The 26,832-nt window shown below is 59.0% G+C and carries 18 protein-coding genes; 5 read left to right on the forward strand and 13 right to left on the reverse strand.

Annotated features, from left to right (window positions below):
• Positions 1–502 precede the first annotated feature (502 nt).
• The 5 genes from HMPREF2836_RS01950 to HMPREF2836_RS01970 form a co-directional block, all read right to left on the reverse strand.
• The gene (locus HMPREF2836_RS01950) at positions 503–1,009 is read right to left on the reverse strand and encodes a CoA-binding protein (protein WP_012904274.1); all 507 of its coding nucleotides are present in this window, start codon (positions 1,007–1,009) and stop codon (positions 503–505) included.
• Positions 1,009–2,469, reverse strand: a complete 1,461-nt coding sequence (locus HMPREF2836_RS01955) for an O-acetylhomoserine aminocarboxypropyltransferase/cysteine synthase family protein (RefSeq protein WP_070629259.1) — start codon at positions 2,467–2,469, stop codon at positions 1,009–1,011. Before HMPREF2836_RS01955 ends, HMPREF2836_RS01950 begins: the two co-directional genes overlap by 1 nt.
• A gap of 178 nt (positions 2,470–2,647) precedes the next feature.
• Positions 2,648–4,114, reverse strand: coding sequence for an ApeA N-terminal domain 1-containing protein (locus tag HMPREF2836_RS01960; protein WP_141752090.1), 1,467 nt, complete (start codon positions 4,112–4,114; stop codon positions 2,648–2,650).
• Between the two features lie 349 nt (positions 4,115–4,463).
• On the reverse strand, positions 4,464–5,375 hold the full coding sequence (locus HMPREF2836_RS01965; protein WP_070629263.1) for a YwqG family protein: 912 nt from the start codon (positions 5,373–5,375) through the stop codon (positions 4,464–4,466).
• Between the two features lie 279 nt (positions 5,376–5,654).
• Positions 5,655–6,677: an ABC transporter substrate-binding protein gene (locus HMPREF2836_RS01970; protein ID WP_065423905.1), complete on the reverse strand. Its 1,023-nt coding sequence runs from the start codon at positions 6,675–6,677 to the stop codon at positions 5,655–5,657.
• A gap of 123 nt (positions 6,678–6,800) precedes the next feature.
• Between HMPREF2836_RS01970 and HMPREF2836_RS01975 the strand changes: the two genes are divergently transcribed.
• From HMPREF2836_RS01975 to HMPREF2836_RS01985, 3 genes are all read left to right on the forward strand, one after another.
• On the forward strand, positions 6,801–8,072 hold the full coding sequence (locus HMPREF2836_RS01975; protein WP_070593092.1) for a FecCD family ABC transporter permease: 1,272 nt from the start codon (positions 6,801–6,803) through the stop codon (positions 8,070–8,072).
• Positions 8,073–8,097: 25 nt separating this feature from the next.
• A complete protein-coding gene (locus HMPREF2836_RS01980) occupies positions 8,098–9,135 on the forward strand; it encodes a FecCD family ABC transporter permease (protein ID WP_083309143.1) in 1,038 nt (345 codons plus the stop codon).
• Between the two features lie 263 nt (positions 9,136–9,398).
• Entirely contained in the window at positions 9,399–10,082 is a 684-nt protein-coding gene (locus tag HMPREF2836_RS01985; RefSeq protein ID WP_070615434.1) for an integrase, read from the forward strand.
• 37 nt (positions 10,083–10,119) lie between these two features.
• Here the strand turns inward: HMPREF2836_RS01985 and HMPREF2836_RS01990 are convergent, their stop codons facing one another.
• The 8 genes from HMPREF2836_RS01990 to HMPREF2836_RS02025 form a co-directional block, all read right to left on the reverse strand.
• Positions 10,120–11,145: a magnesium and cobalt transport protein CorA gene (locus HMPREF2836_RS01990; RefSeq protein ID WP_070629265.1), complete on the reverse strand. Its 1,026-nt coding sequence runs from the start codon at positions 11,143–11,145 to the stop codon at positions 10,120–10,122.
• 171 nt (positions 11,146–11,316) lie between these two features.
• The gene (locus HMPREF2836_RS01995; RefSeq protein ID WP_070629267.1) at positions 11,317–12,609 is read right to left on the reverse strand and encodes an adenylosuccinate synthase; all 1,293 of its coding nucleotides are present in this window, start codon (positions 12,607–12,609) and stop codon (positions 11,317–11,319) included.
• A 236-nt stretch (positions 12,610–12,845) separates the two neighbouring features.
• Positions 12,846–13,310, reverse strand: coding sequence for a DUF4870 domain-containing protein (locus HMPREF2836_RS02000; RefSeq protein WP_070615428.1), 465 nt, complete (start codon positions 13,308–13,310; stop codon positions 12,846–12,848).
• Positions 13,311–13,588: 278 nt separating this feature from the next.
• Entirely contained in the window at positions 13,589–14,806 is a 1,218-nt protein-coding gene (locus HMPREF2836_RS02005) for a pyruvate ferredoxin oxidoreductase (RefSeq protein WP_070629269.1), read from the reverse strand.
• Between the two features lie 183 nt (positions 14,807–14,989).
• A complete protein-coding gene (locus HMPREF2836_RS02010) occupies positions 14,990–15,970 on the reverse strand; it encodes a hypothetical protein (RefSeq protein WP_070629271.1) in 981 nt (326 codons plus the stop codon).
• 116 nt (positions 15,971–16,086) lie between these two features.
• Positions 16,087–16,902, reverse strand: a complete 816-nt coding sequence (locus HMPREF2836_RS02015; protein WP_070629273.1) for a type VI secretion protein — start codon at positions 16,900–16,902, stop codon at positions 16,087–16,089.
• Positions 16,899–17,549 (reverse strand): hypothetical protein, encoded by a 651-nt coding sequence (locus HMPREF2836_RS02020; RefSeq protein ID WP_070629274.1) that lies wholly within the window; start codon positions 17,547–17,549, stop codon positions 16,899–16,901. The genes HMPREF2836_RS02015 and HMPREF2836_RS02020 overlap by 4 nt, the downstream gene beginning before the upstream one ends.
• Positions 17,546–18,217, reverse strand: a complete 672-nt coding sequence (locus tag HMPREF2836_RS02025) for a hypothetical protein (RefSeq protein WP_049340154.1) — start codon at positions 18,215–18,217, stop codon at positions 17,546–17,548. The genes HMPREF2836_RS02020 and HMPREF2836_RS02025 overlap by 4 nt, the downstream gene beginning before the upstream one ends.
• A 399-nt stretch (positions 18,218–18,616) precedes the next feature.
• On the opposite strand from HMPREF2836_RS02025, the gene HMPREF2836_RS02030 reads away from it, so the two are divergent.
• On the forward strand, positions 18,617–22,564 hold the full coding sequence (locus HMPREF2836_RS02030; RefSeq protein WP_141752091.1) for a S8 family serine peptidase: 3,948 nt from the start codon (positions 18,617–18,619) through the stop codon (positions 22,562–22,564).
• 245 nt (positions 22,565–22,809) lie between these two features.
• The gene (locus HMPREF2836_RS02035) at positions 22,810–26,796 is read left to right on the forward strand and encodes a S8 family serine peptidase (protein ID WP_070629276.1); all 3,987 of its coding nucleotides are present in this window, start codon (positions 22,810–22,812) and stop codon (positions 26,794–26,796) included.
• Positions 26,797–26,832: the final 36 nt, after the last annotated feature.

The following is a 26,832-nucleotide window of genomic DNA, read 5'->3' on the forward strand; positions in this document are numbered from 1 at the left end:
TCTTCTTTCGTGTGGTGGTTGATGCTCTTGTAGTTGCGGGTTGTCACCCTGCGGTAACCCGGGGGCATCGTGCGGTGTGCCCCTTACTCTGCGGGTACAACGCTGGCTATCGTACAGCTATTCCCGGTGGGAAAGAATTCAACGTAATATTCCGTCACAATCTGCAAGAGAGGAAAACCCGGCGGTCGGTACGCGTGTGTGCTGAGTACCGGCCGCCGGGCTCCACACTAGGATACCGGCTCAGCACCCCAGAACATAAGGGTAGGTTTACCTTAAAGCTGAACTGCCCTCCACTAGGGGCGATGCTGCGCCCTCAATCTCGCCCAAACACGCCGGATGCCCTGCCGGGCACTACACCCGGCACTACACCGGGCATTACACCGGGCATAGAAGGAGGGGCGCACCCGGGATGGTCCCCGGGTACGCCCCTTCCGTTCAAACGCTAACGAGCGCCTGATTTTTTGTAATTACAAGCTACAGCGGCTTATACAGCACCGGCTGCTTACTTCGACAGCACCTGACGCTTCGAAGAAATCACGCCCGTGTTGAAACCAGCCAGGTGCAGGCCACCGTGGAAACGCGCATGCTCAATCTTCACGCACTTATCCATCACCACGTTCAGGCCGGCAGCCTCACCAATCGCGGCGGCCTCCTCATTCCAGGAGCCCAGCTGCATCCACACGGTCTTAGCGCCCAGGTCCACAGCCTCCTGAACCACGCCCGGCAGGTCCTCATTACGGCGGAAAATCTCTACCAGATCCGGGACCTCCGGCAGGTCCTGCAGCGACGGGTACACCGGCTGGCCCAGCACAAGCTTGCCCTTTGCCGCCAGAATCGGGTTCACAAAATACAGCTTGTACGGCGACGCCGACTGCAGGTACGTTGCCACAAAGTACGAGGCACGCGAAATCTTATCGCTCATACCCACAATCGCAATCGTGCGGGTATTACGCAGAATGTTCAGACGCTCAGGGGCGGAAGGACCCACCCAGGTACGCTTCTCAGTCATTACTTCTCCTCCTGAGTGGTAGTAGGCAGGGAGCAGGATGCGCCAGCAGCAGCCTCAGCGGCGGCAGCGTCCTCGGCGGCCTTAGCGGCGGCAACCGCCTCCTCAGCCTCCACAACCTTGTCAGCGATGGACTCGCCCACACGCTCACCGGCGTGGTTCAGGCCGGTCGCGTAGGTCAGCGCCTGATCCAGGTCCCAAATGATATCTTCAACGTCTTCCAGACCCACGGAAATGCGGATCAGGTCCTCACCGACACCGCCAGCAGCCAGCTGCTCAGCGGTCAGCTGCTGGTGCGTGGTCGAACCCGGGTGCAGCACCAGGGTGCGGGCGTCACCGATGTTCGCCAGGTGGCTTGCCAGCTGCAGGGCACCGATGAACTCGCCGCCGACCAGGCGGCCGGAAGCCTTCTCGGTCGCCTTCACACCGAAGGAGAACACAGAACCGACGCCCAGCGGCAGAAGCTTCTTCGCACGCTCGTGGTGCGGGTGGTCTTCCAGACCGGCGTAGTTCACGTAGGCGATACGCTGATCCTCAACCAGCCATGCGACAACCTGCTTAGCGTTCGCCAGGTGCGCATCCATGCGCTGCGGCAGGGTCTCAACACCCTGCAGCAGGTTGAACGCGGACTGCGGGCTCAGCGACGGACCGAAGTCACGCAGCTGCTCAGAACGCAGCTTAGTCAGGAAACCGAACTCACCGAAGTTACCCCACCAGGACACGCCGTTGTAGGAGGGAACCGGCTCGGTCATGGACGGGAAGTTGCCGTTACCCCAGTTGAAACGACCGGACTCGACGACGATACCGCCGAGGGTGGTGCCGTGACCGCCCAGGAACTTGGTGACCGAGTGAATGACGATGTCCGCGCCGTGCTCGATGGGGCGGATCAGGTAGGGGGTGGACAGGGTTGCGTCCACGACCAGGGGGATGCCCGCCTCGTGGGCGACCTCTGCGAGGCCTTCCAGGTCGGCAACCTCACCGGAGGGGTTCGCCACGATCTCGGTGTAGATCGCCTTGGTGTTCTCGGTCAGGGCCGCCTTGTAGTCGGCGGGGTCGGTGCCGGGCACGAAGGTGGTCTCAATGCCGAAGCGGCGCAGAGACACGTCCAGCTGGGTGACGGTGCCGCCGTACAGCTGGGAAGATGCCACAATGTGGTCGCCCTGCTGGCACAGAGCCGCGAAGGTGATGAACTCGGCAGCCATGCCGGATGCGGTCGCTACCGCACCGATGCCGCCTTCGAGGGAGGCGATGCGCTCCTCCAGCGCGGCGACGGTCGGGTTGGACAGGCGCGAGTAGATGTTGCCGTACTTCTGCAGGGAGAAGAGGTTCGCGGCGTCGTCAGCGTCTTTGAAGACGAAGGAGGAAGTCTGGTAGATGGGGACCGCGCGGGCACCGTGTTCAGCGTCGGGGGTGCCGCCCGCGTGTAGTGCGCGGGTGCGGAAGCCGAAAGTGTGTTCAGCCATTGGTTTGCTCCTGGTGTATCTGCCCGCCTGTGTGCGGGGAGTCGATAGTGGCTCGACTTTATACTGTGCCACCGGCGGCGGGGTGCACCAAGTGCGGGTACCTATATGTCGTTTATTGCGGATTATGACGGGCGGGGTTGAGGCTCATAACCTCAACCCCACCTACCACTGCACTGCACTATTCTGCAGGGTCCGACTCTTGCTCGAGTTCCTGTTCTTCTATCACATACCCTGCATCGTCCAGAGGGGGAAGATATTTTCTAAATTCATAATTTTTATTGATTAGACTATCCCGTAAAATTTCAGGCTTAGCACCGAGCTGCGTTCCAACCCATGAAACAATAATAATCCTCAGCAGATCAATTGACTCAAAGATATTTTCATAATTAATCTCTTCGTCACCATAATGTTTTACCGAATTGTAGGAATTATTGATTTTATCCGCCCATTCGGGAAGGCTATTAACAACTTTTCCATTACGTGAATTTTCAAATTTTTTCACATAGGGCAAAACACCTTTTGGAATCTGATTAATAATATTTTGCAACGCATTGTGTAGATAAATTTTACCATTCTTACTTCCACCAAGTGATTTGCCAGGACTCTCCTGATATATATATCGCCCGAGCGCTTCAACACCTGAACAGAGATTAAAGAGTTCATTTTCAACTGTCCCGGTATCCCACCTAATGGTAGTGAGAATCGGATTTAACGCACGTGGATATTTTTCAGAAATTTCAAGCCACTTTCTAACCCCATCAGATTCAATATCATTGTATGTAAATATAAAATCTTTATTATCAATATCAATATTTTTAGTCGTCTCCCACCGCTCCGAAATAACATTCCTCCACGCAATAGCACCTAAGTTTCCCCTATCATTATCGCGAGAGACTGCAATCGAGACAAACTGATGAACACTCCATGAAGAAATCATCAGCAAATCTCTAATAGCATCATGCTCTTTCATACCTTTAATAAACGGAATGATTTCATCACGGTACGACTCTAGAACATCGTGAGATTCATACACAACTTTAGTTGAAGAGCTATTAGGAACAACCGTAAAGTCGGATTTAAATTTCAGCCCCCTCGACTCATCAATTATTATTTCCCCCGCAGATGAAGCTCTTGTCTCCACATATTTTATGCGATACCGGCCATCCTTTTCTTCATATACCGATTTTGTTTTTAGGGTATCCATATGGAACCATTGAGATAAATTTTCAATTTCCGTCTGATAACCATTAAAAGAGCTTGTATCATATTTCCATGATGAAAAGATTGCCGCACTAACTGAAACCTTTTGCAGAATTCCGCCGTATCTCTTAAAACCAATTCTCTCACTGACTCCAGAAGATCTACAGCCCATAAGAAAGACCCTGCCTAGATTATCAACGAAATACATATTTTCAGGAGTATCATATTGATACTCTGTTCGTTTTGGGTCATCACCGAAGACAAAATGCTCCGATTTCCATCGTGCTGCAGGACTTGAAGAATAGCGGCTTGTCACCGGAATTAGCGCCCGAATTCGATGTTTATCCCGTACTAGAGTAGTTGGGATTCCTTTCCCCTCTTCTACCTCACCGGGGTATAACCATCCCACTCTAACCTGGCCAATCTCAAGAGTATTATCAGACATTTACGACCTCCCCTTTCTAAAGAAGATTAATAACTAACGAAATTACATATAGAATTTTTATGCAAGAATTATCTATTTCGAGCTGGTCATATCAGCCGTCATAACAACTGTCATAGCAGAAGTTGTTATGACAGTTGTTATGATGTGCGGTCAATGAGTGCCGATAAAATACCCGGTTTTAGCCTGTAATTCCGGGGTTTTTAAGGTTCAAGGCGCGAGGAAAATATCGCATCATATCAACATCATCGCAGGATGATAACAACATCATGACAAGTCTTGCCATGATGTTGTTATGACGTTGCGAAGAATAAATTCACAACATTCCTGGATAAAGTTGTACCGCTAATTCTTAGCCGCAAGCCCACTCAAAGACGACCTGCGAGAAATCGCGGGCAGCAAGCGCCTCCGGAGTAATCAGCCAGTTCGCCGCACCAGCGTCACCCCACATCACGTACACGCCCTCCTCAGCGTCCTCACCCCACTCCGATTCGATAGTCAGCAGGTTCACGGTGTGGCCGCTCAACTCCTCGAACTCGTCACGCGGGTCCTCCTGCACGAACGAGGGGTAGCCGCCAATATGCGAGTAATCCCTCTCCTCCGATTCGAAGGGCTCCAGCAGATTGTAGGAGGCGTCACCGCGTGCGTTCGGTTCCTCGGGCAGCTTCTGATCCGGGTACATTTCATCCCAGGTGTCAGCGAACTGGTCGTAGATTTCGAAGCCGCCATCCAGGAAGCCCTGCTCCCAGGTCTCGAAGGCAAGTGCGTACTCGGTGGTTGCCTCAGAAACATCCATGCCCTCAGGTCCCAAAGGCCAGCCGTAATCACCCCAGTCGATGATCGGGAATGGAACCGGGAACTGCACATCCGGGTTCGGTTCATCCAGCGTCTCGTAGTAGACAACACGGTGATTCTTCTGCGAAAGCGGGTTCTCGTAGTCGTACCCCCACATGCATTCTTCGTCGTTCGGGTCGATCCAGAACTGCAGCATGCCGGTCGCCGGGTAAATATCGTTTTCGGGCAGGTCGGCGCAGTTAATCTGCGCGATCATGCCCAGCGGTTCGCCCTTCTCATTGGTCGGCGCAGACTCGCCAGCGGGCAAGTACGGGCGGCCACCAAACTTGGAGGCGGTCTGCGGCAGCGGCGCGTCCGGGCTGCTTACCTTCAGTCGAATCGCCTGCTTACGCGCGCCACGCTCGTTGAGCGCGTCAATGACGCTGCGTGCCTGCGCCAGGGTCTCTTCGGAGGGGTTATTCATCGGCATGATGTACTCGTTTCGTCGGTGAATTAATCGGTGTGAAATGTTCCGTGTGAAGGCGTGAGGCAACGGTACCGCGGCGCCTTCTACCCCCATTAGACCCTATTTCCGGCGGGCGCGCACCAATTCCGGTCACGAGTGCATCCGGCGGCGACAATCAGGTGCGAAAGCAGGTGCCAAGCGTGCAGAAAGCCCCGCCTCCTCACCCTCATGCGCAGGCATGAGAGGTAAGAACGCGGGGCTTCCCGGCGAATCTCTACGAATCTCTACGAGAGGCTAGAACCTTTAGAGCGCCTTCTCGATGGTCTCCAGAACACCAAGCGCGGCAGCCGGGCCAGCGTTCAGGAAGAACATGTCAGCATCCACGCTGTGCGCGTGCTTCTCGGTAACAGCCTTGAGGGTGCTCCACAGTGCCTCACCGGTCAGCTTGGACTCGTCGCCGCCCTGCACACCGTAGAACAGGTAGTCGCCATCAGCCTGGTCAAGCTGCTCGGAGCTCAGGTCGATGGAGGTCTTCTCAACCTGCGCAGCTGCGGGACGTGCCAGGGACGCATCCGCGCAGATGGAGCCCACAAACGAGGACTTCGCGAAGATGCGGGTGCGGTCAGCGGAAGCGTACAGGAAGGAGAAAGTCTTCTCGCTGCCGGTCTTCTGACCGACCGACTTCGCCTTGGTGTTGTACTCCTCCATGAGCTTCTCAGCCTTCTCGGTGGTGCCCAGCGCGGCGGCAATCAGCAGGAAGTCCTGCTTCCAGTTGACGCCGGTGCCCTCGGTGACCACGGTCGGCGCGATCTTGGCGAGGGACTCGTACAGCTCGTCCTTCTTGTTGGTGTTGTTGATGAGGATCAGGTCGGGCTTGAGGTTTGCGATGGCCTCAACGTCCGGGTCGGTGCGCTTACCGACCTTGGCAATCTTGTCGAGCTCTGCGGACTTATCGGAGAACTTGGTCTTCAGGTAGGCGGGGACCAGGTCGGCGTCACCGGCAGTTGCCGCGCCGACGGGCACGATGCCCAGGGAAAGCACGCCGTCGAGCTGACCGGTGGAGAGAATCACGACCTTGGAGGGTGCGGATTTGATGGTGGTTTCACCGCGGAAGTGCTTGACGGTGCGGGGGAATTCGCCGTCAACGGTGGTGGTGCCCATGCCGGAGGGCAGGGCGGAGGGTGCAACCTTCTTACCGGTCGCAGAAGCAGACGCGGAGGAGGAAGAGCCGGAAGTGTTGGAGGAACCGCAAGCTGCCAGGGCGAGGGCACCGAAGGAACCGAGTGCGAGTGCACCGAAGGAGCGGCGGGTGATCTTGTTCGTCATATTTGCCATATTATTAGGATAACCTCATATATGCATATGCGATACTTAATACTCATCTATTGATACGTTAAGCATCCTCCGTCCGCACGGGAGCACACCGCTCCCCCACCACCTCCAAAGCCTATGACACCACAGACCTCCCCCTCTTCCGGACCCGCCGTTAGCGCTGCTTCCCTGGCGAAAATTCGTGCCCTCTCCGCTTCTTCGGACGCCGTATCTGGCGCCTCCTCTGGCGGTCAGGGTGGCAAGTCTATCTCGCGTCTGGCGGTTGCGCTCATTATTGGCGGCGTTCTGCTAGTGCTGCTTTGCGCCCTGTCGTTTACGGTGGGTTCGCGCCTGTTCACCCTGGACCGCTCCATTGACGGTTTCCTCCACCCGGAGGCGAACACCATCGAGTCGAAGCTGATTTGGGCGAAGCGTGCCCCGCGTACCGCCGCGGCGTTGCTGGTGGGTGCCGCGTTGGCGGTGTCGGGTGTGCTCATGCAGGCGTTGAGCCGTAACCCGCTGGCTGAGCCGGGTCTGCTGGGTGTGAACTCGGGTGCTGCCGCCTCCGTGGTGGTCGGTGTGGGCGTTTTTGGGGTGTCGTCCCCGTTCGTTCAGCTCTGGCTGGCGCTGGCCGGTTCGGGTCTGGCGGCGGCGCTGGTGTTCGTCATGGGCCTGGTGGATTCTAAACCGAACCTGGATTCGACGGCGCGTCTGGTGCTGACGGGTGTGGCGGTGAATGCCTGCCTGGGCACGATTACCGGCATTATCACGATGTTTAATTCGAAGGCTTTTGATTCGCACCGTTTCTGGGTGGTGGGTTCGCTGGAGAACCGCACCTTTGAGCAGGTGCTGTCTGCGCTGCCCTTTGTGGCGTTGGGTTTGGTGCTGTCGTTCATGCTGATTGGTCCTCTGCGTGCCCTGGCACTTGGAGAGGATGCGGCAGCCGGCCTGGGTGTGCCGGTGACAATGGTGCGTGGCGCGACGATTATTGCGATCATGGCACTGTGTGGTGCGGCGACTGCGGTTGCGGGCCCGATTGGTTTTGTGGGCCTGGTCGTGCCGCATGTGGTGCGTCTGCTGGTGGGTTCCGATATTGCGCGTGTGCTGCCGCTGTCGCTGGTGTACGGCCCGGTGTTGGTACTTGCCTCCGATATTTTGGGTCGCGTTCTGGTGATGCCGAGTGAGCTTGAGGTGGGTATTGTGACCGCCTTTATTGGTGCCCCGGTGCTAATGGTTCTGGTGCTGCGATTGAGTACGGGTGCGCGCGGTGCGAAGAAGGGCCGCATGGGTGCGAAGGCGCAGGCGCACGATGAATCGGGTCCAGCTCATGTGTCGGAGCACGGTCCGCATCGTGCTCAGCGCCCTGTTGCGCGTGGTTCGTCTGGTTCATCTGGCGCGTTTGGTTCGTAGGTCCCGGTTTCTGAGAGGTTTTATTGTGAGCGTTGTGTCTCGTTCTGTAGCCGGGTCTGTGCGTATCCCGGGGCGTTACCGCACCCCTATTCCGCGTACCCTGCTGGTGGTGGCGGTGCTTATGGTGGCGGCGGTCGCCTCCCTGGTGTTTGGTAGTTATCAGATGAGCCCTGATCAGGTGTTTCGCCTAATTTTTCAGGGTGAGGGCACGGAGATTGAGCGCCAGCTGGTGTTGAATCAGCGCCTGCCGCGTATGCTTGCCGCCGTGGTGGTAGGTGCGGCTTTGGGCTTGTCGGGCGCTATTTTTCAGTCGGTTTCCCGTAATGCTCTGGGCTCGCCGGATATTATCGGCTTCACGGTGGGTTCGGCGACCGGTGCCCTGTCTGTGGTGCTGATTGGGTCGTTGAGTTCTACCGGCGTGGGTATGGGCATGGGCGCTATTATTGGCGGTTTTGCGACGGCGGCTGTGGTGATGCTTCTGGCGGGTGCGCGCGGTGGCGCGACGATGGGTCAGAAGATGGTGCTGATTGGTATTGCGGTGAGTGCGATGCTCAGTTCCGTGAATGATTACCTGATTACGCGCGGTGATTTGGAGAAGGCGGAGGCGGCGAAGACCTGGCAGCACGGTTCGCTGAATGCCATCTCGTGGAATCAGATGTCGGTGCAGGCGGTGCTGTTGCTGGTGGCTATTCCGCTGGTGCTGATGCTGACGCGCCGCTTGCGCACCTTGGAGCTCGGCGACGATTTGGCGGCGGGTTTGGGTCTGCCTGTGAAGAAGACCGTGAACCTGCTGGTCGCAGCCGCCGTGTTGCTGGTGGCTGTGGCGATTTCTGTTGCGGGCCCGATTGGTTTCTTGGCGCTGGTTGCCCCGCAGATTGCGCGCCGCCTGTGGAACACTCCGGGTACGGCGATGTGGCATTCGGCGTTGCTGGGTTCGGTGATTTTGGTGCTGGCTGATTTTGTGTCGGCTCGTGCGTTGGCGCCGTTCCAGATTCCGGTGGGCCTGGTGACGGGCGCGTTGGGTGGCATGTATATGCTGTGGTTGCTGTACCGTCAGCGCTAGTTGCGCCGTCTATTCCGTATGAGTGACCGGGTGCTCCCGACTGTGGGGGCACCCGGTTTTCTCTGTTTCACGGGGTTTCACGGGTGGTTTCAGAATTTTTCAGAATTTTCCCAGTTTTACCCCGGGGTAGATTAAAAACTGCTTATCGTGTCAGGGGTCGCTCATAGAGTGTAGGTGTTGGAAGGGACGATTCTTCCGACCGGGCACGCCGTCTCCTGCGGTGTTGCCGCTAGGTTGATTCAGCATCTACGGAAGGAACGGTCATGGAAAACACCACTCACGAGAGCCAGTACGCAAACGCAGAGATTTCCTGCACCGCCGATGAGCAGCTGTGCCGTGATGCAGAGTTCAACCTGCTGATGCAGGCGGGCACCATCGTCCGTATGGAGCGTTTCAACGTGGAGGAGCTCCGCGGCGTTCTGGAGCAGCTGGTGGCTGACGGTTCGTGCTTCCGCACCGCGCCGGCGTCTTCGACGATGGGCCGCGTGATGCGTCACCTGACTCAGGGTGCTTCCGGTTATGAGGCGAACCTGGCTGAGCTGCGTGCGGCGGCGCAGAACGCTCTGCTGTTCGTGTTCCCCCTGGAAAAGGACTTGGAGATGTGCCTGCGCTTTGAGCGTGTGCAGGGTACCGGCCTGGCGTTGACTCGCCTGGGCGTGAGCCCGGTCAATGGTGACCTGTGGACTCAGCACTGGGCAATGCGTGCGCTGGAGTGCACCGGCGGCGTGTTTGCGGTGGAGTCCGCTCCGGGTGCCTGCAATTTTGAGCTGCGCCGCGAGATGTTCTACGCGATGCTGTCGCTGGTTGAGCTGTCGACTTTGGGCCTGTCGGCTGAGCCGGAGGACTTCTACATGTTTGCTGATTCGGAGGCTGTGTGTAAGAAGTTCAAGCGTGAGCGTCGTGATTGCCGCCGCGCGATGCGTGCCCAGTACGACCGCGCCGCATAAGGTATATCGTGTATGCCTTATGCGGCATACACGCATATCAGAGCCATTTGTTCTTCTTGAAGAACCAGTAGAGAAGCAGGCAGGAACCCACCATGAGTAGCAGTGCGGCGGGGTAGCCGAACTCCCACTTGAGCTCGGGCATGACCTCAAAGTTCATGCCGTACACCGAGCCAACAATGGTGGGCACCATGAGTAGCGCCGCATAGGCGGAAATTTTCTTGGTGTCGTCGTTCTGTTGCTGACCGAGCAGGGTGTCGTGCACGCGCAGGGCGTTTTCGAGGGAGCTACGAAGATCCTCAAGGCGTTCCTTCGTGTGCACCACGTGGTCGAGCACATTACGGAATTGGCGGGCAAGTTCCACGGCCTCGTCTTCAACCTCGCCCTGGCTCGCGCCCGGGTAGGGGGACGGGTCGAGCGCGCCGGTGCGTAGGCCTTCAATGATGCGACCCATCATCGGTTCGAGGGGTCGGCAGGCTCGCTGAAAGTCAATCACCTGGTTGAGTAGCTCGTAGATGCGCTGCGCCAGGGAGTTGGCGTCTTGGCGGTCGTTGGTGGAGAAGAGGATGTCTTCAATCTCGTCGTTGTCGTTCTCGAGTCCCTCGAGCACGGGGGCGTACCTGTCGACGGTGCTGTCGAGGATGCGGTGCAGCAGTCGGGCGGGGGATGCATCGGGGGTGGCGTAGAGCAGGTTGAACTTGTCGTTGATGCGCTGTTCGTCGCGAACGAGTGCGAGGGTGTAGCGGGGGCCGGTGAAGAGGTGCAGTTCGCTGAGGCGCACTTCTTCTTCTTTGTCGAGGTAGATGGCGGGGCGGATGACCGCGAAGAGGGAGTCTCCGTAGCGTTCGAGCTTGGCGCGCTGGTGGCCGCGGGTGGCGTCTTCGATGGCGAGTTCGTGCAGGTTGAAGGTTTTTTGCAGGGCGTGTAGTTCGTGGATGTCGGGGTTGGCGTATCCGAGGGCTACGGCGGTGTTCTTGTCCGCGTAGGCGCGGAGGGTTTCTTCCTCGGTGGCACCCAGCTGAGGGCGGTCCGAGCTCGGGTAGATAGCTCCGGTGATATAGGACATCGTTTTTCTCCTCTGAACGCTTTGGCGCCACGTGTGCGAGGCGCTCCTTCCAGCATACGGTATGCACCCCGCCTGGTCATGTGCACCGCGCGTGCACCCGGCATAGAAAAAGCCCCCGGAAGGCACCTGTAAGGCACCCTCCGGGGGCTTGCACGTATTGAGCTATTGCGCTTAGTCTTCGTTGATGAGGTCGCGGACCACGATGGTCTGGTCGCGGTCCGGGCCCACACCAATCGCAGAAATACGGCAGCCAGAAATCTCTTCCAGCTTCAGCACGTACTTGCGGGCGTTTTCGGGCAGCTCATCCAGGCTCTTCGCATCCGAAATGTTCTCGGTCCAGCCATCGTAGTACTCGAAAATCGGCTTAGCGTGGTGGAACTCGGTCTGAGTCATCGGCATCTCGTCGTGGCGCACACCGTCAACGTCGTAAGCCACGCAGACCGGGATCTTATCCAGGCCAGTCAGCACGTCCAGCTTGGTGATGAACAGGTCGGTGAAACCGTTGATGCGCACAGCCTGACGCGCCAGCACGGCGTCGTACCAGCCGCAACGACGCGGGCGGCCAGTGTTCACGCCGAACTCGCCGCCGGTGGTGCGCAGGAACTCGCCCATCTCATCGAACAGCTCAGTCGGGAAGGGGCCAGCACCCACGCGAGTGGTGTACGCCTTCTGAATACCAATCACGCGGGAGATGCGGGTCGGGCCCACCCCCGAACCGACGCACGCGCCGCCGGAGGTCGGGTTGGAGGAGGTCACGAACGGGTAGGTGCCGTGGTCAACGTCCAGGAAGGTTGCCTGGCCGCCCTCCATCAGCAGGGTCTTACCCTCGTCCAGTGCCTTGTTCAGCAGCTGGGTGGTGTCCACAATCATCGGCTTCAGGCGCTCAGCGTAAGACATGAAGTACTCGACGATCTCGTCAACCTCAACGTGGCGGCGGTTGTAGACCTTCACCAGCAGTTCGTTCTTCTGGCGCAGTGCGCCTTCAACCTTCTGACGCAGAATCGACTCGTCCAGGATGTCCTGAACACGGATGCCGAGGCGGCCAACCTTATCCATGTAGGCGGGGCCGATACCGCGGCCGGTAGTGCCGATAGCGCGCTTGCCGAGGAAACGCTCGGTCACCTTGTCCATGGTCTGGTGGTAGGGTGCGACCAGGTGTGCGTTAGCGGAAATCTTCAGGCGGGAGGTGTCAGCGCCGCGGGCCTCAAGGCCGTCAATCTCAGCGAAAAGAGCCTCGGGGTTAACAACCACGCCGTTACCAATCACGGGGACGGCGTTATCGCTCAGAATACCCGCGGGCAGCAGCTTCAGCTCAAACTTCTGGCCGTTCACCACCACGGTGTGACCGGCGTTGTTACCGCCGTTGGGCTTGACCACGTAGTCTACGCGGGGGCCGAGCAGGTCGGTTGCCTTACCCTTACCCTCATCGCCCCACTGGGCGCCCACAATCACGACAGCTGACATTTTTGTGCTCCTTGAAAGCCTTGAAGATACGCACCGGATTTCACGGCGCGGCGGCGACCTACCGCCTCATGATCCGGGTAGGCACACCTCTTCTAATGATACCGTGCCCGTCCCTTTAAGTCCCGTGTTACGGGGCGGTAGGCGTTCCGGATCCGGTGCCGGTGAGCCTCACCGGGCACAGTAGCGCCCCCATCCGATATTCGGACGGGGGCGCTACCGGTATGAGCTTATGAAGACTACTTGATGATCTCGATGAAGGTCATCGGGTAGGTGTACTGCTCACCGCGGTTTGCGGCCAGAGCAGCCAGGCTGTGGAAGATAACCATCAGGATAGCCACAACCAGCGGGACAACCCACAGGATGATGCCCAGGATGCCGAAGGTCAGAATAATCAGCAGCCAGGAAGCCATGCTGATGACCCACAGGGAGAAGTTGAAGTTGAACGCGCGGCGTGCCGATTCCTTAGTGAAGCCGTAGCCGGGCTTGTCCTTGTAGATGAACCACATCACCAGCGGCGCGAGAATACTTGCGGATGCGAAGGACAGCAGAGACAGAATTGCAGAAGCCAGGTGCGCGAGCATCGCCATGTTCTGGTCGTCCTTGGAGGAGACTACGTAACCGTTGGACGGCTGACCCGGCGCCTGCGAGTAGGAGGGTGCCTGCTGGGAGTACTGGTTGTACTGTTCAGGGTTCTGGGACATCGTTCTTTTCCTTAATCTATCGATGAGTGGATACAGCTAATCGTTGAGGTGCGGCGGCAGGCTAACTCGCCGTTCTCGGAGGGTGCCCGCCTCGCTCTGCTTAGTCGCAACGCTCGTGATGGTTTCACCCTATCAAGGCAAAGTAAATGGAATATTAACCCTCGCCGGACAACAGACAAAGAAACCCGAATATGACACAAAAAAGACGCCCCTGCCCCTCCACGCGGTGGTACGTGCGTGGAGGGACAGGTCGTTATACAGTGTGGGCTGGCTTGGGGTTAGTCCTGTTTCTCTTCATCAGCGAGCGCGGGATGCGCGGCGGGCTTCTGTAGTGCGGAGGCCTCGCGCGGTACTACAGCCTCGTGTAGCTTTGCGCGTTCCTGCTTTTTCAGAAACTCGTACACCGAGAAAGAGTCCTCTTCTTCCTTCGTGAAGCCGTTGACGCCCGTGTAGCCTTCCGGCAGGCGGTTGTACACGAGGTAGTACCAGAACTCGGTGGGCGGGGTCTGCCCCTCCTCGATGAGGTCATTTATCTGATTCCGGCGTTTGAAGAGGCGAACAATGCCCATGATCCACAGAATCGGCAGCACAAAGATTGACCCCACGCCAATCACTATAAAAATGAACGCGACCATAAACCCGTATTCGGGGTCTACGATGCTGGCAAGAGGCGCCAACACGAAGGGGTTCAGTATCAGCAGGGCAGCAAGCCAAATGTTCGAGAGGGCAAGTTCCTTCTTCAAGCCTTCAACGCTGTACCTTGTCGGCGGCCTATTCACTGGAACGTAGCCCACCGGTTGCAGCATTGCCGCCCGCGATATGGGGTTCTCCTCAGCCTTGACCGGGTTCAGGTGGGCGGCGCACGCCTGCATGGGTGCGGACTCGTCGTGGGAGCGGTCGAGCAGGCGCATTTCGATGAGTTTTGAGTCGGGGGTGCCGAAGAGCAGATCGGGGATGACCGGCAGGATAGCGCCCGGGCTCAAACCGAGGGATTCTAGCCGAACATATTCACCGTATGCGTGCGTCGTTTGAGTCTGCATTGCCTGCGCCCGCTCACGGGCAGAGAGTACAGGCTGGGCGGACCCAGCGGACTGAGCGGACTGAGCGGGCTGAGTGGAGGCGAGCGCTACCGGGTGGTTCGCATCGTCGTCCTTGCGGGATTCGTGAGTGTCTTCCGGGGTATCTTCTGATGCGTCGTCTTCCGGCTCTTCGATGTCGTCGGTGTCATTGTCGTCGGTGTCATGAGAGTCTTTCCGCGCGGAGTCGTAGCGCTTGGGGGCACCCGGGTAAACGTATTCATAATCGGGGTCGGGGTGCTCTAGCTCTTCGTCTTCGTTGTCGGATGCTTGGTGGAGCGTAGCGTCTTCATTTTTCTGCGTCTGCTGATCCATGAGTAGCGTCATGTATTCCGGGACGGACTGGTCGGTGTCCCAGAGGGGCTGGTATGCCTCGTCCTTCTTTGCAGTTTCCTTCTTTTCAATGGGTCGGTCTGCCATGGTCGTCTCCTTCGCTTACCAGACATACTCCTAGTGGCACCACCGTACCAGCGTGCGCTGGGCAGTCCCTTGAAACCTGCCTGATAAAAGCTGAGAAAAAGCCCCCGACAAGCGCAAACATGCACGTGTTAACACTGCCGGGGGTTTAGCACCACTGGAGCCCAGGGACCCACGGGAAGTCGACTACGATGCATCAGCTGAGTTTGGAACAGGGCTTGAGGTAGGGCTCGGGGCACTCAGCGGCTGAGGGGCTGGCACCACCGAAGACATCGAAGACGCCGCACCCAGGATCCACTGCATCTCCTCGGCGTCCCTAGGCAAGCGGTCATACACCAGATAGAACCAGAACGACCCGAGAGGCATGGCCTTCCACTTCAGCGCCCGATACTTTCGGCTCACTCGGAGTAGCGCAAAAATCAGCGCACCAGCCCACAAGAACAGGGGAAGACCAAATGTCGCCAGAGAAAGCATCAGGAAGAAATAGAAAATAAACCCACCGAAGCTAGGATCCTCTGTAACAGTAGCCAACAGAAGATAAGTCAGGGGATTAAACACCACACCCACGAAGAAGAGCACTATGAACTCAGGCCACGCCTTCCACCACAGGTCTGATACACGCACCTTACCCGCAAGTGGGGTCGCTGAGATGTACCCAATAGGTCGTGGTGTACCCGCTACTTTCCCCTCCTGCCAGGTGGGAAACACACTTGGCACCTGCTGGTATGCAGATGCACCAGTATCCGTGCCCATGGGGGACATTCGGCGCATCGTGGGGCCCGGGCGGCCATACAGCGGCCGGTTCAGCACCGGGTGACCCATCGCCGAAGGGAAAAAGTACGCAGCCTGCACAGAAGGCGCAGGAGCCGAAACCGCCAGAGTAGACGCCGCAGAATTGGGCGCTGCAGGGTTGGGCACCGCAGAATCAGGTGCTGCAGGAACCGATGGGACAGCAGGCGCGGATGCAGAACGAGCCTTCTGTATTTCCAGGACCTCCTTCACCGGCTCGGGAATATCCCCGGTCGGTGCGGGAACCGGCGTTCCGTGAAGAAGCAAAGCCGAGTATTCGGGGGCGGGTTGATCCATATCCCACAGCGGCTGATACTCGCTATCGCTCTTCTCGGTTGGGTTCTGAGGGTTTTTCGGTGCTTCGCTATGCTCCACCACGGTGACCTCCTCCAATGCTTGTCTGCTGTTATGTGTCTGCTGTGTTGTCTAAAGTGTGTGTTCAGTGTGCGGGAGCTCAATCCCGCGGCTGTTCTTTGAGCCAGTGGCTCATCTGCTTACGCCTCGTCCGATTCGTTAAGCCGCACAAGGCTCAGAATCCACGCCATACACCAGATGATGCCGGGAATCCCCATGAGCCCTGCGCTCACCTGATTCACCGCAGTAAAGAGAGCTGCGACGAGTTCTCCCCGCCCGAACAGAGCGGTGACGGAGAGAATCGCCGCCGCAATATAGGGGTTCAGTATAGAAACTCCCAAGAACAGAAACCATCCTCCCGGCTTCTGGAACGAAGTGGGCAGGGGGCCAGGGTCCATCACCGGTTGGTCGATAACATCTTGCTGAGGCGAAGCGTCGCCCTCCTGGTTTGTTTCAGAGGGCGGAGTGCACTCGTACACCAACCGGAACTTGAATCTCTCCTCGGTCTCACGCTTCCCGGTAGATTTCGCCATCACAGCGAAGAAGTTGATAACAGCCCACGAGGAGAAGACGAGCAGCACCAGCGGAAGAATACCGAAGCTCAGCATCAAAAATCCTAGGGATGCACCAAAAAGAGACACCAAGGTTTCTTCGCCCAGAATAGGACCTGCCAGTATATAGACGAATGGATTTGCCACGATAGCCAACGCCAGGCATACCACCGCCTCCACTCCATCTTTCCCTGAACTCGACTTACGGGAAGGAACCGACAGGGGGCTGTAGCCGACCAGCTCGCCGCCGTGTTCCTCCGGTAAGTCTCCCTGGGGGAGAGTCCCCTGAACATCATCCGCGTGGATGCGCATCAGCTGCGGGTTGGGGCGACCGTAATGCACCTGCGGCGCCACCTTCAAAACGCGCTGATGAGGGGAAACGGGATGATTCTTATCGGTGGTCATGATCCCTCCTCATGGTGCGATTCAAAGATGCGGTGCAGCAACGCCGTAGCTGAACCACCGTCAAGCGGGGTGCACTCGTACACCAGCCGGAATTGAAAATCCTGCTGAATCTTGTGCTGCCTAACGAGCAGGCGCATCGACTCGACGGTATCCTCAACGGCCTTCAGAAACTTTCCTACGCAGAGGAACAGCCACCAGAGTCCTGCGAGAATGCCAACGAAACCCACAATGAGTAGTAGCGGGGGGATAAAGATGACCATTAAGATCACCGTCCCTATTTCCTCACTTATTCCCCAAGGACCTTGGGAGAGGAACATTGGGCTCACCGGTGTGATCAAGAGAGCTACCCAGAACACCATCCGAAGCAGCGGCCCCAGGACATACCAGGTGAAGCCGTCCCAATCGGTGAAGAAGCCCTTCGCGTCGAAGGTTTCGCGCGACTTCTCGATGGGAACATAGCCCACCACCTTGCCAACTTTCCAGGCAGATGACGTGCCCTCGGTCAGGATGCCCTGCACCTCTCCCCTGTCGATGCACCGCAGCCTCGGGCGGGGGCGACCGTGGATGACCTTCGGTGACATCAGCAGAACCGGCTCATCCGAGAACTCCAGCTGGTCCTCGATGGGCTGGTTGTTATTAGTGGTCATGACGACTCCTGAGAGCTCAATGCGGCATGTGTTTTTGGGCCAATAATTTTCTGATTGGGTTCTTCATCCAGCTCGTACCGGTACATGGAGCCCTTGTCGACAGGGCGGTTATACACGAGGAAAAACCAGAAATCCTCATAGGTCGTACCCTCACGCAACGCAGCACTAATCTTTCGTACTGCTTTACTCACCACAGAGATCAGCAAACCCGCCCAAAGAATAGGGATAAGCCAGAGAACTATAACGCCCCCAGAAAATACCAGGAAGAGAACGATTGTTTCGAGGAATTCAGTGTCTGTAGCACGGGAATTAAAGAGCAAAGAAGCGAGCGTAAACGGGTTCAGCAGAATCACCAGGAGAACCACAACCAAGGACTCCAGACAAGGCCAAATCGCCCTGGTGTACCGCACGTTTTTCAGCTGTTCACTCAGCGGAACATAGCCCACCGGGTGTTCCGGGCCAGCCAAGATTTTCTCGACGATTTTCCGTTGCGGGCCTATCCCGTCGGGGAGGTGCTGCTGAATGGCGACCGCGCTCATCTGCCCCTGATGACCGGAGGGGTCGTTGAGCAGTTTCATGGGAATTAGGAGGGGGCCCGGTCGACCGTACTGCGGGACCGGTTCGACCTCCAGCGCGCTGCCGGCTGCCAGCAGGTGGGAGCTGTGCATGACAGACTCTTTCGGGGAAATGCGTCGTTTGACCACGGTTCGACCCTCCCTATCCCATCATTTTTGATAGATGTTCAATAGATGGTTTTACAGTAACAACCGAACCTGAAAAGAACCTGAACCCGAGTGCAAATGAAAAACGTGAAAAAGAAAAGGGTCGAACATGTCCACAATTTGATGCATTTAGAAGTAATAAACGCTTCACAAGCCATTTTGAGGTGTATCCTAGTTCACATCTAGTGTGTTCAAGCTCAGCTGGAACCCACCAGAAAAACACACCAGCCTCCCAGAAACACCCCGGGAGCCAAGCAAAGGAGCACCGTGCAACACACCGCCTCCCCAAACCCCCGCGGCCGGTCGCACCGACGCCGAATCGGCAGCGGGCTACTCACCCTCAGCATGGCACTGAGCCCCCTCGCAGCCCTGGGCACCACCGCCCACGCCGCGGAAGACCCCGACGCCGTCAAGCAGGTACTCAGCGAAAGCATGAAGAACGCCAGCGGCACCGTGACCGCCTTCGTGCGATTCAAGGGTAAGGGCGCCTTTGAACAGACCCAGCCCGCAGGCGTACGCGCCGGCGTGCAGGCACCCGTCAACACCAGCTCGCAGGTGCAGGCAATCGCCTCCCAAGTGCAGAGCCAGGCACAGCAGGTCAGCAGCCAGTCCGGCGCACAGGTCCTCTACACCACCCACAACGCGGTACGCGGCGTGGCAGTGCGCGGTGACGCAGAGTCCATCAAGGCACTCGCCAACCGCCCCGACGTAGAGAAGATCTCGCCCATCCTGCCCAAGTACCGCCAGAACGCGGGTGCCGCTATTGACGCAGGCTCCCTCGCCACCTGGACCGGCACCACCAACCCCGCCGGTGCAGGCGGATACACCGGCAAGGGCGTGAAGATTGCCGTTATCGACTCCGGTATCGACTACACCCACACCGATTTCGGCGGTAGCGGCAAGCTCGAAGACTACGAGAAGGCATCCAAGCTCACCGAGCTGCCCTCCGCAGACTCCGGACTCATCAACCGCACCAAGGTTGCTGGCGGCTACGACCTCGTCGGTGACGCCTACGACGGCAGCAACACCGCAACCCCCGACGGCAACCCGCTCGACTGCACCACCGGCGGCCACGGCACCCACGTGGCGGGCACCGCAGCAGGCTACGGCGTGAACTCCGACGGCACCACCTTCACCGGCGACTACAGCAAGCTCACCGCAGAGCAGCTCAAGACCATGAAGATTGGCCCCGGCGTCGCCCCCGACGCTGAAATCTACGCCTTCCGCGTCTTCGGTTGCAGCGGCAGCACCAACGTCGTTATCGAGGCGCTCGACCGTGCCCTCGACCCCAACGGTGACGGTGACTTCTCCGACCGTGTGAATGTGGTCAACATGTCCCTCGGTGGCGAATTCTCCCCGCAGGACGACCCCGAAGCCTACGCCGTTGACGCGCTCACCCGCGCCGGCGTGCTCTCCGTGATCTCCGCAGGTAACGCCAACGACTACAGCCTGCGCGGCGACACCTACTCCAACTCCGGTCACCCCGCCACCGCAGCCAGCGCAATCACCGTAGCTAACGCCTACGGCTCCACCCGTGCTGTGGATGCGGCAGAGCTGACCGACCCCGCCACCGGCACCACCCGCAAGGTACGCGGCGATTACAGCGTCTCCTACCCCTGGGCACAGGCGGGCACCAAGGAATTCACCGGTGAACTCACCGCAATCTCCGAGAACAACCGCTACGCCTGCAACGCCCTCAGCGCCGACGAAGCGGCAGCTGTAAAGGGCAAGTGGGTGCTCATCGACTGGGCTAAAGACGACGGTGAGCTCGCCTGCGGCTCCAAGGTGCGCTTCGACAACCTGGAGGCGGCAGGCGCCAAGGGCGTGCTGCTTGCAGGCAATGACGAAGAACCCGGCCTGGGTATTGCCGGTAACGATACCCTGCCCGGCTTCCGCCTGGCAGCATCCGCCGCTAAGGACCTGCGTGCACAGATCACCGCAGCAGAAGCGGCAGGTAAGCCCCTGACCGTGCGCCTCGGCAACGAGCTGAAGTCCTCCCTGCGCGTGGACACCGACAAGCTGGATCAGCTGAACCCCATGAGTGCCCGCGGCTTCCACGGCAGCTACGGCTACACCAAGCCCGACATTGCGGCACCCGGCTCGTACATCACCTCCGCGGCGGTAGCGACCGGTAACAACTCCGTGACCTTCAGCGGCACCTCCATGGCGGCACCCTACGTGACCGGCTCCGCCGCCCTGGTCATGCAGAGCCACCCGACCTACACCCCCGCACAGGTCAAGTCCGCCCTCATGAACACCGCAACCCACGATGTGCGCACCGAATCCGGTGCCGCATACGCGGTGGACCGTGTGGGCGCCGGACGAGTCGACACCCTCGCTGCCGTGCAGTCGAAGTCCCTCGTCTACAACGCTGACAAGAGTGGCACCGTGTCCCTGAGCTTCGGTGTACTCGAGTACGCACCGGATGCTGGCGTTCAGACCCTCACCCGCGAGGTGACGGTCGAGAACACCGACTCCGTGGCACACACCTACGCCCTGTCCTACGCTGAAAGCACTAATATTCCCGGCGTGGAATACTCCTTCCCCTCCGCGGTCACCCTCGCACCCGGTGAAACTAAGAAGTTCGAAGTCACCGTGCGCATCGACCCGTCCAAGCTGGAGAAGACCCGCGATGCAGCAATGGACACCACCCAGAACGCAACTGACTACTACACCGGCAACGAAACCGTTCCCGAACAGTACCGTCAGTACATTGCCAGCGCATCCGGCCGACTCGTCCTCACCGAAGACGGCACCAAGGCACTGCGCCTGCCCGTTCACGTGGCACCCAAGCCCGTGAGCACCATGCACGCGGCCGAAGACACCGTCACCTTCGCCCAGAAGCCCTCCAGCGACGAGGCTCAGAAGGCAGACACCGGCTGGACCAAGTCCCAGATCTCGCTGCGCGGCACCGAGGTCAACCAGGGCGGCTACCGCTCCCTGCTCGGCGCTTTCGAGTACGGTGCGAGCGTGGACCGTGTGGCCCCCACCTCGCTGTCGCTGAACAGCAACGTTAAGGCGAACCTGCAGTACGTTGGTGCTTCCTCGGATGCGCCCGCGCTGAAGGCAGCCGGCGGCAACGCTGATGACGGCACCCTGCGCTTCGGTATCTCCACCTGGGCGAACTGGGATGTTGTCTCCTACGAGAACACCTTCACCGTAGAAATCGACACCGACGGCAACAACCGCGCCGACTACAAGCTGGTCACCGACCGCGCTAAGGGCCTGGACTACCCGCTGGTTCGCCTCTACGGCTACAAGAACGGCAACCTCGTCGAGCTCGGCTACTACCCGCTCAACGGCGCCTGGGGTGATGTGGACACCAACATGATGGACACCAACACCCTCATCATGAGTGCACCCCTCAAGGATCTGGGCCTGACCAGCGCAAACAACCCGGACATCCAGTACCGAGTCAGCGCAACCACCCAGTACGAGTGGGGTAACGTCAGCGAAACCGGCTGGATCAAGTACCGCCCCTTCAGCCCCAAGCTGTGGTTCAGCGGCGACTCCTCCGCCGTGGCTGGCCTCCACCCGGATGCCTCCACCACCACCCTGACGGCGCACCGCTCCGCTGACGCAATCCCCGCGCTCGGCGAGTCCGGTGCCCCCGCCAAGGCGCTGCTGCTGCACCTGCACAACGGCACCGGCGACCTCTCCGGCACCAACGGCGCCAAGGGCAGCCGCGCCGAGGTGCTGAGCATCAAGGAGCAGCAGACCGAGTACATCACTCCGTCCCGCTTCACCGATGTGAAGAACACCGACCAGTTCTACACCGAGATCTCTTGGTTGGCTCAGCGCGGCATCACCACCGGCTACCCGGACGGCACCTACCGCCCGCTGGAGTCTGTGGAACGTGGCGCAATGGCGGCGTTCTTCTACCGCATGCAGGGTTCCCCGCAGTTCACTGCCCCCTCCACTCCGAGCTTCAAGGATGTGCCCACCACGCACCCCTTCTACAAGGAGATTGAGTGGATGAAGGCTCAGGGCATCACCACCGGCTACTCGGACGGCACGTTCCGCCCCTCCGCACCGGTGAACCGTGACGCCATGGCTGCGTTCTTCTACCGTGCAGCGGGTTCCCCTCACGTGGATCTGCCCGCAACCAGCCACTTCAGCGATGTTTCCACCGATAACCAGTTCTACCGTGAAATCACATGGCTGGCTTCGAAGGGCATCAGCACCGGCTGGCCGGACGGCACCTACCGCCCGGTGACCCCCATTGCCCGCGACGCAATGGCGGCGTTCATCTACCGCTACACCGAGAAGGTTGCTAACCAGGCCGGCCGCTAGACGGTAGCTAACCGGTAGCGAACGGTTCGGGTCCCCTCCCACCTCCTGCATGGGGTGGGAGGGGCACCTGGAACCGGCAGGGTCCGGGGCCTGAAAATCCCGGAACCTCTCAAGTTTTGGTGGCGGTTTCACCGGCGGATGCACTCACTCGTCGTCTGCCGGTGGGGCCGCCTCCGCACATCACCGATACATAACCACAGAGCACACAGCACTATCGAAAAACAGAAAATCCGAAGGAGGATTCCATGACAACGCCTCATGCGCCACGCCGCAGAATGAAGGCTGTCGGTGCGACCGGTTTGAGTGCAGCTCTTGCCCTTACTCTCGGCGTTCCCGCCACTTTCTCTGCAGCTCACGCTCAGAGCCCCCAGCAGGTCGAAGGAAGCACTGCGAGCGCATCCGGTGACGCTGCCTCGCGTATCAGCCCGGGCCTGCAGAAGGCTGAAGGCCAAATCACCGTGTATGTGCAGTTCAAGGGCAAGGGCGCGTATGAGCAGACCCAGTCCGCGGCTGTTCTGGCACGTAAGGAGGCGCCGGCGAACCGTCAGGCGCAGGTGCAGGCTATTGCAGCTCAGGTGCAGTCGCAGGCTCAGTCTGTGGCGGCTGCTTCTGGCGCGAAGCTGATGTACACCACGCATAATGCGATGCGTGGTGCGGCGATTACTGGTGATGCTGCGCAGATTCGTGCGTTGGCGGAGCGCCCGGATGTGGAGCGTATTTCGCCGATTATCGCGAAGGAGCGTATGAACTCCGGTAGCGAGATTGATACGAAAACTCTTGCCACGTGGACTCGTGAGAATACGGGGTACACGGGTAAGGGCGTGAAGATTGCGGTTGTTGACTCCGGTGTTGACTATACGCACGCTGATTTTGGTGGCCCCGGTACGGTGGATTCGTACCTGAAGGCTAAGGCGATGACGGAGCTTCCGTCCGCTGATTCGGGCCTGATCGATCGTAATAAGTTCATTGGCGGCATTGACTTGGTCGGTGATGACTACAATGCGTCGGTGGCTGAGAAGTCGACTCCGCAGCCGGATAATAACCCGTTGGATTGCCGCCCGGATGGTTTCGGTTCTGGCGGTCACGGCACGCACGTGGCGGGTACTGCCGCCGGTTATGGTGTGACGGCGAACGGTACGACTTACCGTGGCGATTACAAGAACCTGACGGAGGAGCAGCTGAAGGGCATGTCTATTGGCCCCGGTACTGCTCCTGATGCTCAGATTTTGGCGATTCGTGTGTTCGGCTGCTACGGCAATTCGAGTGTTGTGATGAAGGCGCTTGATACCGTGATGGACCCGAATGGTGACGGTGATTTCTCTGACCGCGCCGACATTGTGAACCTGTCTCTCGGTGGCGAGTTCGCTCCGGCTGACGACCCTGAGTCGTACATGATTAATACGATGGCGCGCCAGGGTGTGTTCACTGTGGCTGCTGCCGGTAACGCCAATAACTACAACGGTGTGGGTGACACCTACTCCGATTCGGGTAGCCCGGCGAATGCGGCTGCGGCGCTGTCGGTGGCGAACGCCTACGGTTCGACTCAGCCGATTGACCGTGCCCGCGTGACCACGAAGACTGGTTTGGAGTGGTTGCAGGGTGATTACTCGGTGAACTTCGATTATTCGAAGGCGTCCGCTGATCAGCTGCGCGGCGAGGTTGTTGCCGCACCGAAGCGTAACCGTTACGCTTGCGAGGCTTTCACCGCTGAAGAGGCGAAGGCTTTGAAGGGTAAGTGGGTTTACTTCGAGTGGGATCAGGACGATTTGACGTTCCCGTGCGGTTCGAAGGTGCGTTTCGATAACGTTCAGGCTGCCGGCGGTGTTGGTGTGGTGATGGCCGGTAAGGCTGAGCGCTACACCATCGGCATTGGTGGTAATGCGACCATTCCGGGTCTGCGTCTGACTGCTTCTTCGACGAAGGACCTGGAGAAGGCTCTGGCTGCCGGTCCGGTAACCGTCGAGATGAACCTGGACTACAAGGCTTCGGGTCGTAGCACCCACTCGCACGCTTTTGATTTGAATTCCTCGAGTGCTCGCGGTCAGCACGGTTCTGACGGCTTCATTAAGCCTGACCTTGCGGCACCGGGTACTGAGATTGTCTCTGCCGCTGTGGGCACGGGTAATAAGGGCGTTTCCTTCACCGGTACCTCGATGGCAACCCCGCATGTGACCGGTATTGCCGCTCTGGTGATGCAGGCGCATCAGGATTACAACCCGCAGATGATTAAGGCTGCGCTGATGAACGGCGCGTCCACCCCGATCAAGAATGAGCAGGGTGCGCAGTACGCGGTGGATCGTGTGGGTACGGGCATGGTGAATGCTCGCGCCGCCGTGGACGCGAAGGTCATTGCGTACGATGCGAAGACCCCCGAGCGTGTTTCGACCGCGTTTGGTGTGCTGGAGTACACCCCCGATTCGGGTATTCAGACTGTTCAGCGTGAAATCGTGCTGGACAACACCGATTCGCAGGCTCACACCTACACTCTGAGCTACGAGGCAAGCACGACCATCCCGGGTGTGGAGTACTCCTACCCGCAGCAGGTGAGCGTGGGTGCCGGTGAGCGTAAGAACGTGACCGTGACCGTGCGTATTGACCCGTCCAAGCTGGAGAAGACCATGGACCCGGCGATGAGCGCCGACCAGGTCGCTCAGGACTGGACGACCGGTAAGACTCTGGCTGCCGGTAAGCGCCAGTACATTGCGAGCGCTTCTGGTCGCCTGATTTTCTCTGAGAATGGCCGCGAGGCGATCCGCCAGTCGATTCACGTGGCGCCGAAGCCCGTCTCGAAGATGCGCGTTGATGCATCCCGTATTGATTACAAGGGTATTGCCGATAAGGAGTCCACGGTGACTCTGCGCGGTACGACCCTGAACCAGGGCGGTTACCGTTCGCTTCTGGGTGCGTTTGAGCTGGGTGCGGTCAGTGACCGTATTCCGTCCGGTCAGCTGAAGCTACCGTCGAACCAGTCTGTTGACCTGCAGTATGTGGGTGCCGCTTCGGACGCTCCGGCGTTGAAGGCTGCCGGCAAGAACCCGAACGATGGTTCTCTGTTCTTCGGTATTTCGACCTGGGGCACCTGGGACAGCATGCACTGGGGCCGTCAGGTACAGGTGCAGATTGATACGAACAACGACTCCACCGCAGATTACGTTCTGGAGGTGACCCGCGAGAAGGGTCTGGACTACCCGCTGGTGAAGGTCTGGTCCATCTCCGGTAACGCATCCACCGTGGTGGCTCGCTACCCGCTGAACAGCGCCTGGGGCGACACCGACACCAACATCATGGACACCAACACCATGATTCTGGGTGTGCCGCTGAAGGACCTGGGCCTGACCGCTGAGAAGGCTCAGAGCATCAAGTACACGGTGCAGACCGACACCTGGCACAACGATGGCAACCCCTACGTGGACACCACCTCGGCTATCGAGTACTCCCCCTTCAACCCCGGTGTTTGGTTCACCGGTGAGGAGTCGGGTGTGCCCGGCCTGTTCGTGGATCGTGACGGCGGTCAGCTGACCGTTCACCGCAAGAACAACAACAAGGAGCGTCAAGCTCTGTTCCTGCACATGCACAACGCGACCGGTGACCTGAGCGGCCGTAAGACCGCTAACGGTGTTGCCGCTGGCGACCGTGCGCAGGTCGTGAAGGTGGCTCGTACCATCCACGATGCACGCTTCACCGACGTTCCGGCGGATAACCAGTTCTACCGTGAAATCACGTGGATTGCTGCCCGTCAGATTGACCGCGGCTACCAGGACGGCACCTTCCGCCCGCTGAACAACATGGACCGCGCAACCATGGCTGCGTACTTCTACCGTATGAGCGGCTCGCCGCAGTACACCGCACCGTCCACCCCGAGCTTCTCGGATGTTCCGCTCAACCACCCCTACTACAAGGAGATTGAGTGGATGAAGGCTCAGGGCATCACGACCGGCTGGCCCGATGGCACCTACCGCCCGGAGGGTTCGGTGAACCGTGACGCGATGGCTGCGTTCTTCTACCGTTACGCGGGTTCGCCCGAGTACACTGCCCCCGCGCAGGCTCGTTTCACCGACGTTCCGACCGACAAGCAGTTCTACCGCGAGATCTCGTGGCTGGCTGAGCAGGGCGTGACCACCGGCTGGCCCGATGGTTCGTTCCGCCCCGTGGAGCCGGTGCACCGCGACGCTATGGCGGCGTTCGTGTACCGCTACAGCACGGGTGTGCTGAAGGAAAGCCCTGAAATCTAAAAACCTGAATTCTAGGGTTCCGGGAGCTAAGAACCT

The sequence above is a fragment of the Rothia sp. HMSC065C12 genome (genome assembly GCF_001812085.1).
Classification (GTDB): domain Bacteria; phylum Actinomycetota; class Actinomycetes; order Actinomycetales; family Micrococcaceae; genus Rothia; species Rothia mucilaginosa.

What these genes read in the sequence shown, in the direction of transcription:
- HMPREF2836_RS01950 (WP_012904274.1), bottom strand. Translation starts at nt 1,009, where the DNA reads ATGACTGAGAAGCGTACCTGGGTGGGTCCTTCCGCCCCTGAGCGTCTG.
- HMPREF2836_RS01955 (WP_070629259.1), bottom strand. Translation starts at nt 2,469, where the DNA reads ATGGCTGAACACACTTTCGGCTTCCGCACCCGCGCACTACACGCGGGC.
- HMPREF2836_RS01960 (WP_141752090.1), bottom strand. Translation starts at nt 4,114, where the DNA reads ATGTCTGATAATACTCTTGAGATTGGCCAGGTTAGAGTGGGATGGTTA.
- HMPREF2836_RS01965 (WP_070629263.1), bottom strand. Translation starts at nt 5,375, where the DNA reads ATGCCGATGAATAACCCCTCCGAAGAGACCCTGGCGCAGGCACGCAGC.
- HMPREF2836_RS01970 (WP_065423905.1), bottom strand. Translation starts at nt 6,677, where the DNA reads ATGACGAACAAGATCACCCGCCGCTCCTTCGGTGCACTCGCACTCGGT.
- HMPREF2836_RS01975 (WP_070593092.1), top strand. Translation starts at nt 6,801, where the DNA reads ATGACACCACAGACCTCCCCCTCTTCCGGACCCGCCGTTAGCGCTGCT.
- HMPREF2836_RS01985 (WP_070615434.1), top strand. Translation starts at nt 9,399, where the DNA reads ATGGAAAACACCACTCACGAGAGCCAGTACGCAAACGCAGAGATTTCC.
- HMPREF2836_RS01990 (WP_070629265.1), bottom strand. Translation starts at nt 11,145, where the DNA reads ATGTCCTATATCACCGGAGCTATCTACCCGAGCTCGGACCGCCCTCAG.
- HMPREF2836_RS01995 (WP_070629267.1), bottom strand. Translation starts at nt 12,609, where the DNA reads ATGTCAGCTGTCGTGATTGTGGGCGCCCAGTGGGGCGATGAGGGTAAG.
- HMPREF2836_RS02000 (WP_070615428.1), bottom strand. Translation starts at nt 13,310, where the DNA reads ATGTCCCAGAACCCTGAACAGTACAACCAGTACTCCCAGCAGGCACCC.
- HMPREF2836_RS02005 (WP_070629269.1), bottom strand. Translation starts at nt 14,806, where the DNA reads ATGGCAGACCGACCCATTGAAAAGAAGGAAACTGCAAAGAAGGACGAG.
- HMPREF2836_RS02015 (WP_070629273.1), bottom strand. Translation starts at nt 16,902, where the DNA reads ATGACCACCGATAAGAATCATCCCGTTTCCCCTCATCAGCGCGTTTTG.
- HMPREF2836_RS02020 (WP_070629274.1), bottom strand. Translation starts at nt 17,549, where the DNA reads ATGACCACTAATAACAACCAGCCCATCGAGGACCAGCTGGAGTTCTCG.
- HMPREF2836_RS02025 (WP_049340154.1), bottom strand. Translation starts at nt 18,217, where the DNA reads ATGCACAGCTCCCACCTGCTGGCAGCCGGCAGCGCGCTGGAGGTCGAA.
- HMPREF2836_RS02030 (WP_141752091.1), top strand. Translation starts at nt 18,617, where the DNA reads ATGGCACTGAGCCCCCTCGCAGCCCTGGGCACCACCGCCCACGCCGCG.
- HMPREF2836_RS02035 (WP_070629276.1), top strand. Translation starts at nt 22,810, where the DNA reads ATGACAACGCCTCATGCGCCACGCCGCAGAATGAAGGCTGTCGGTGCG.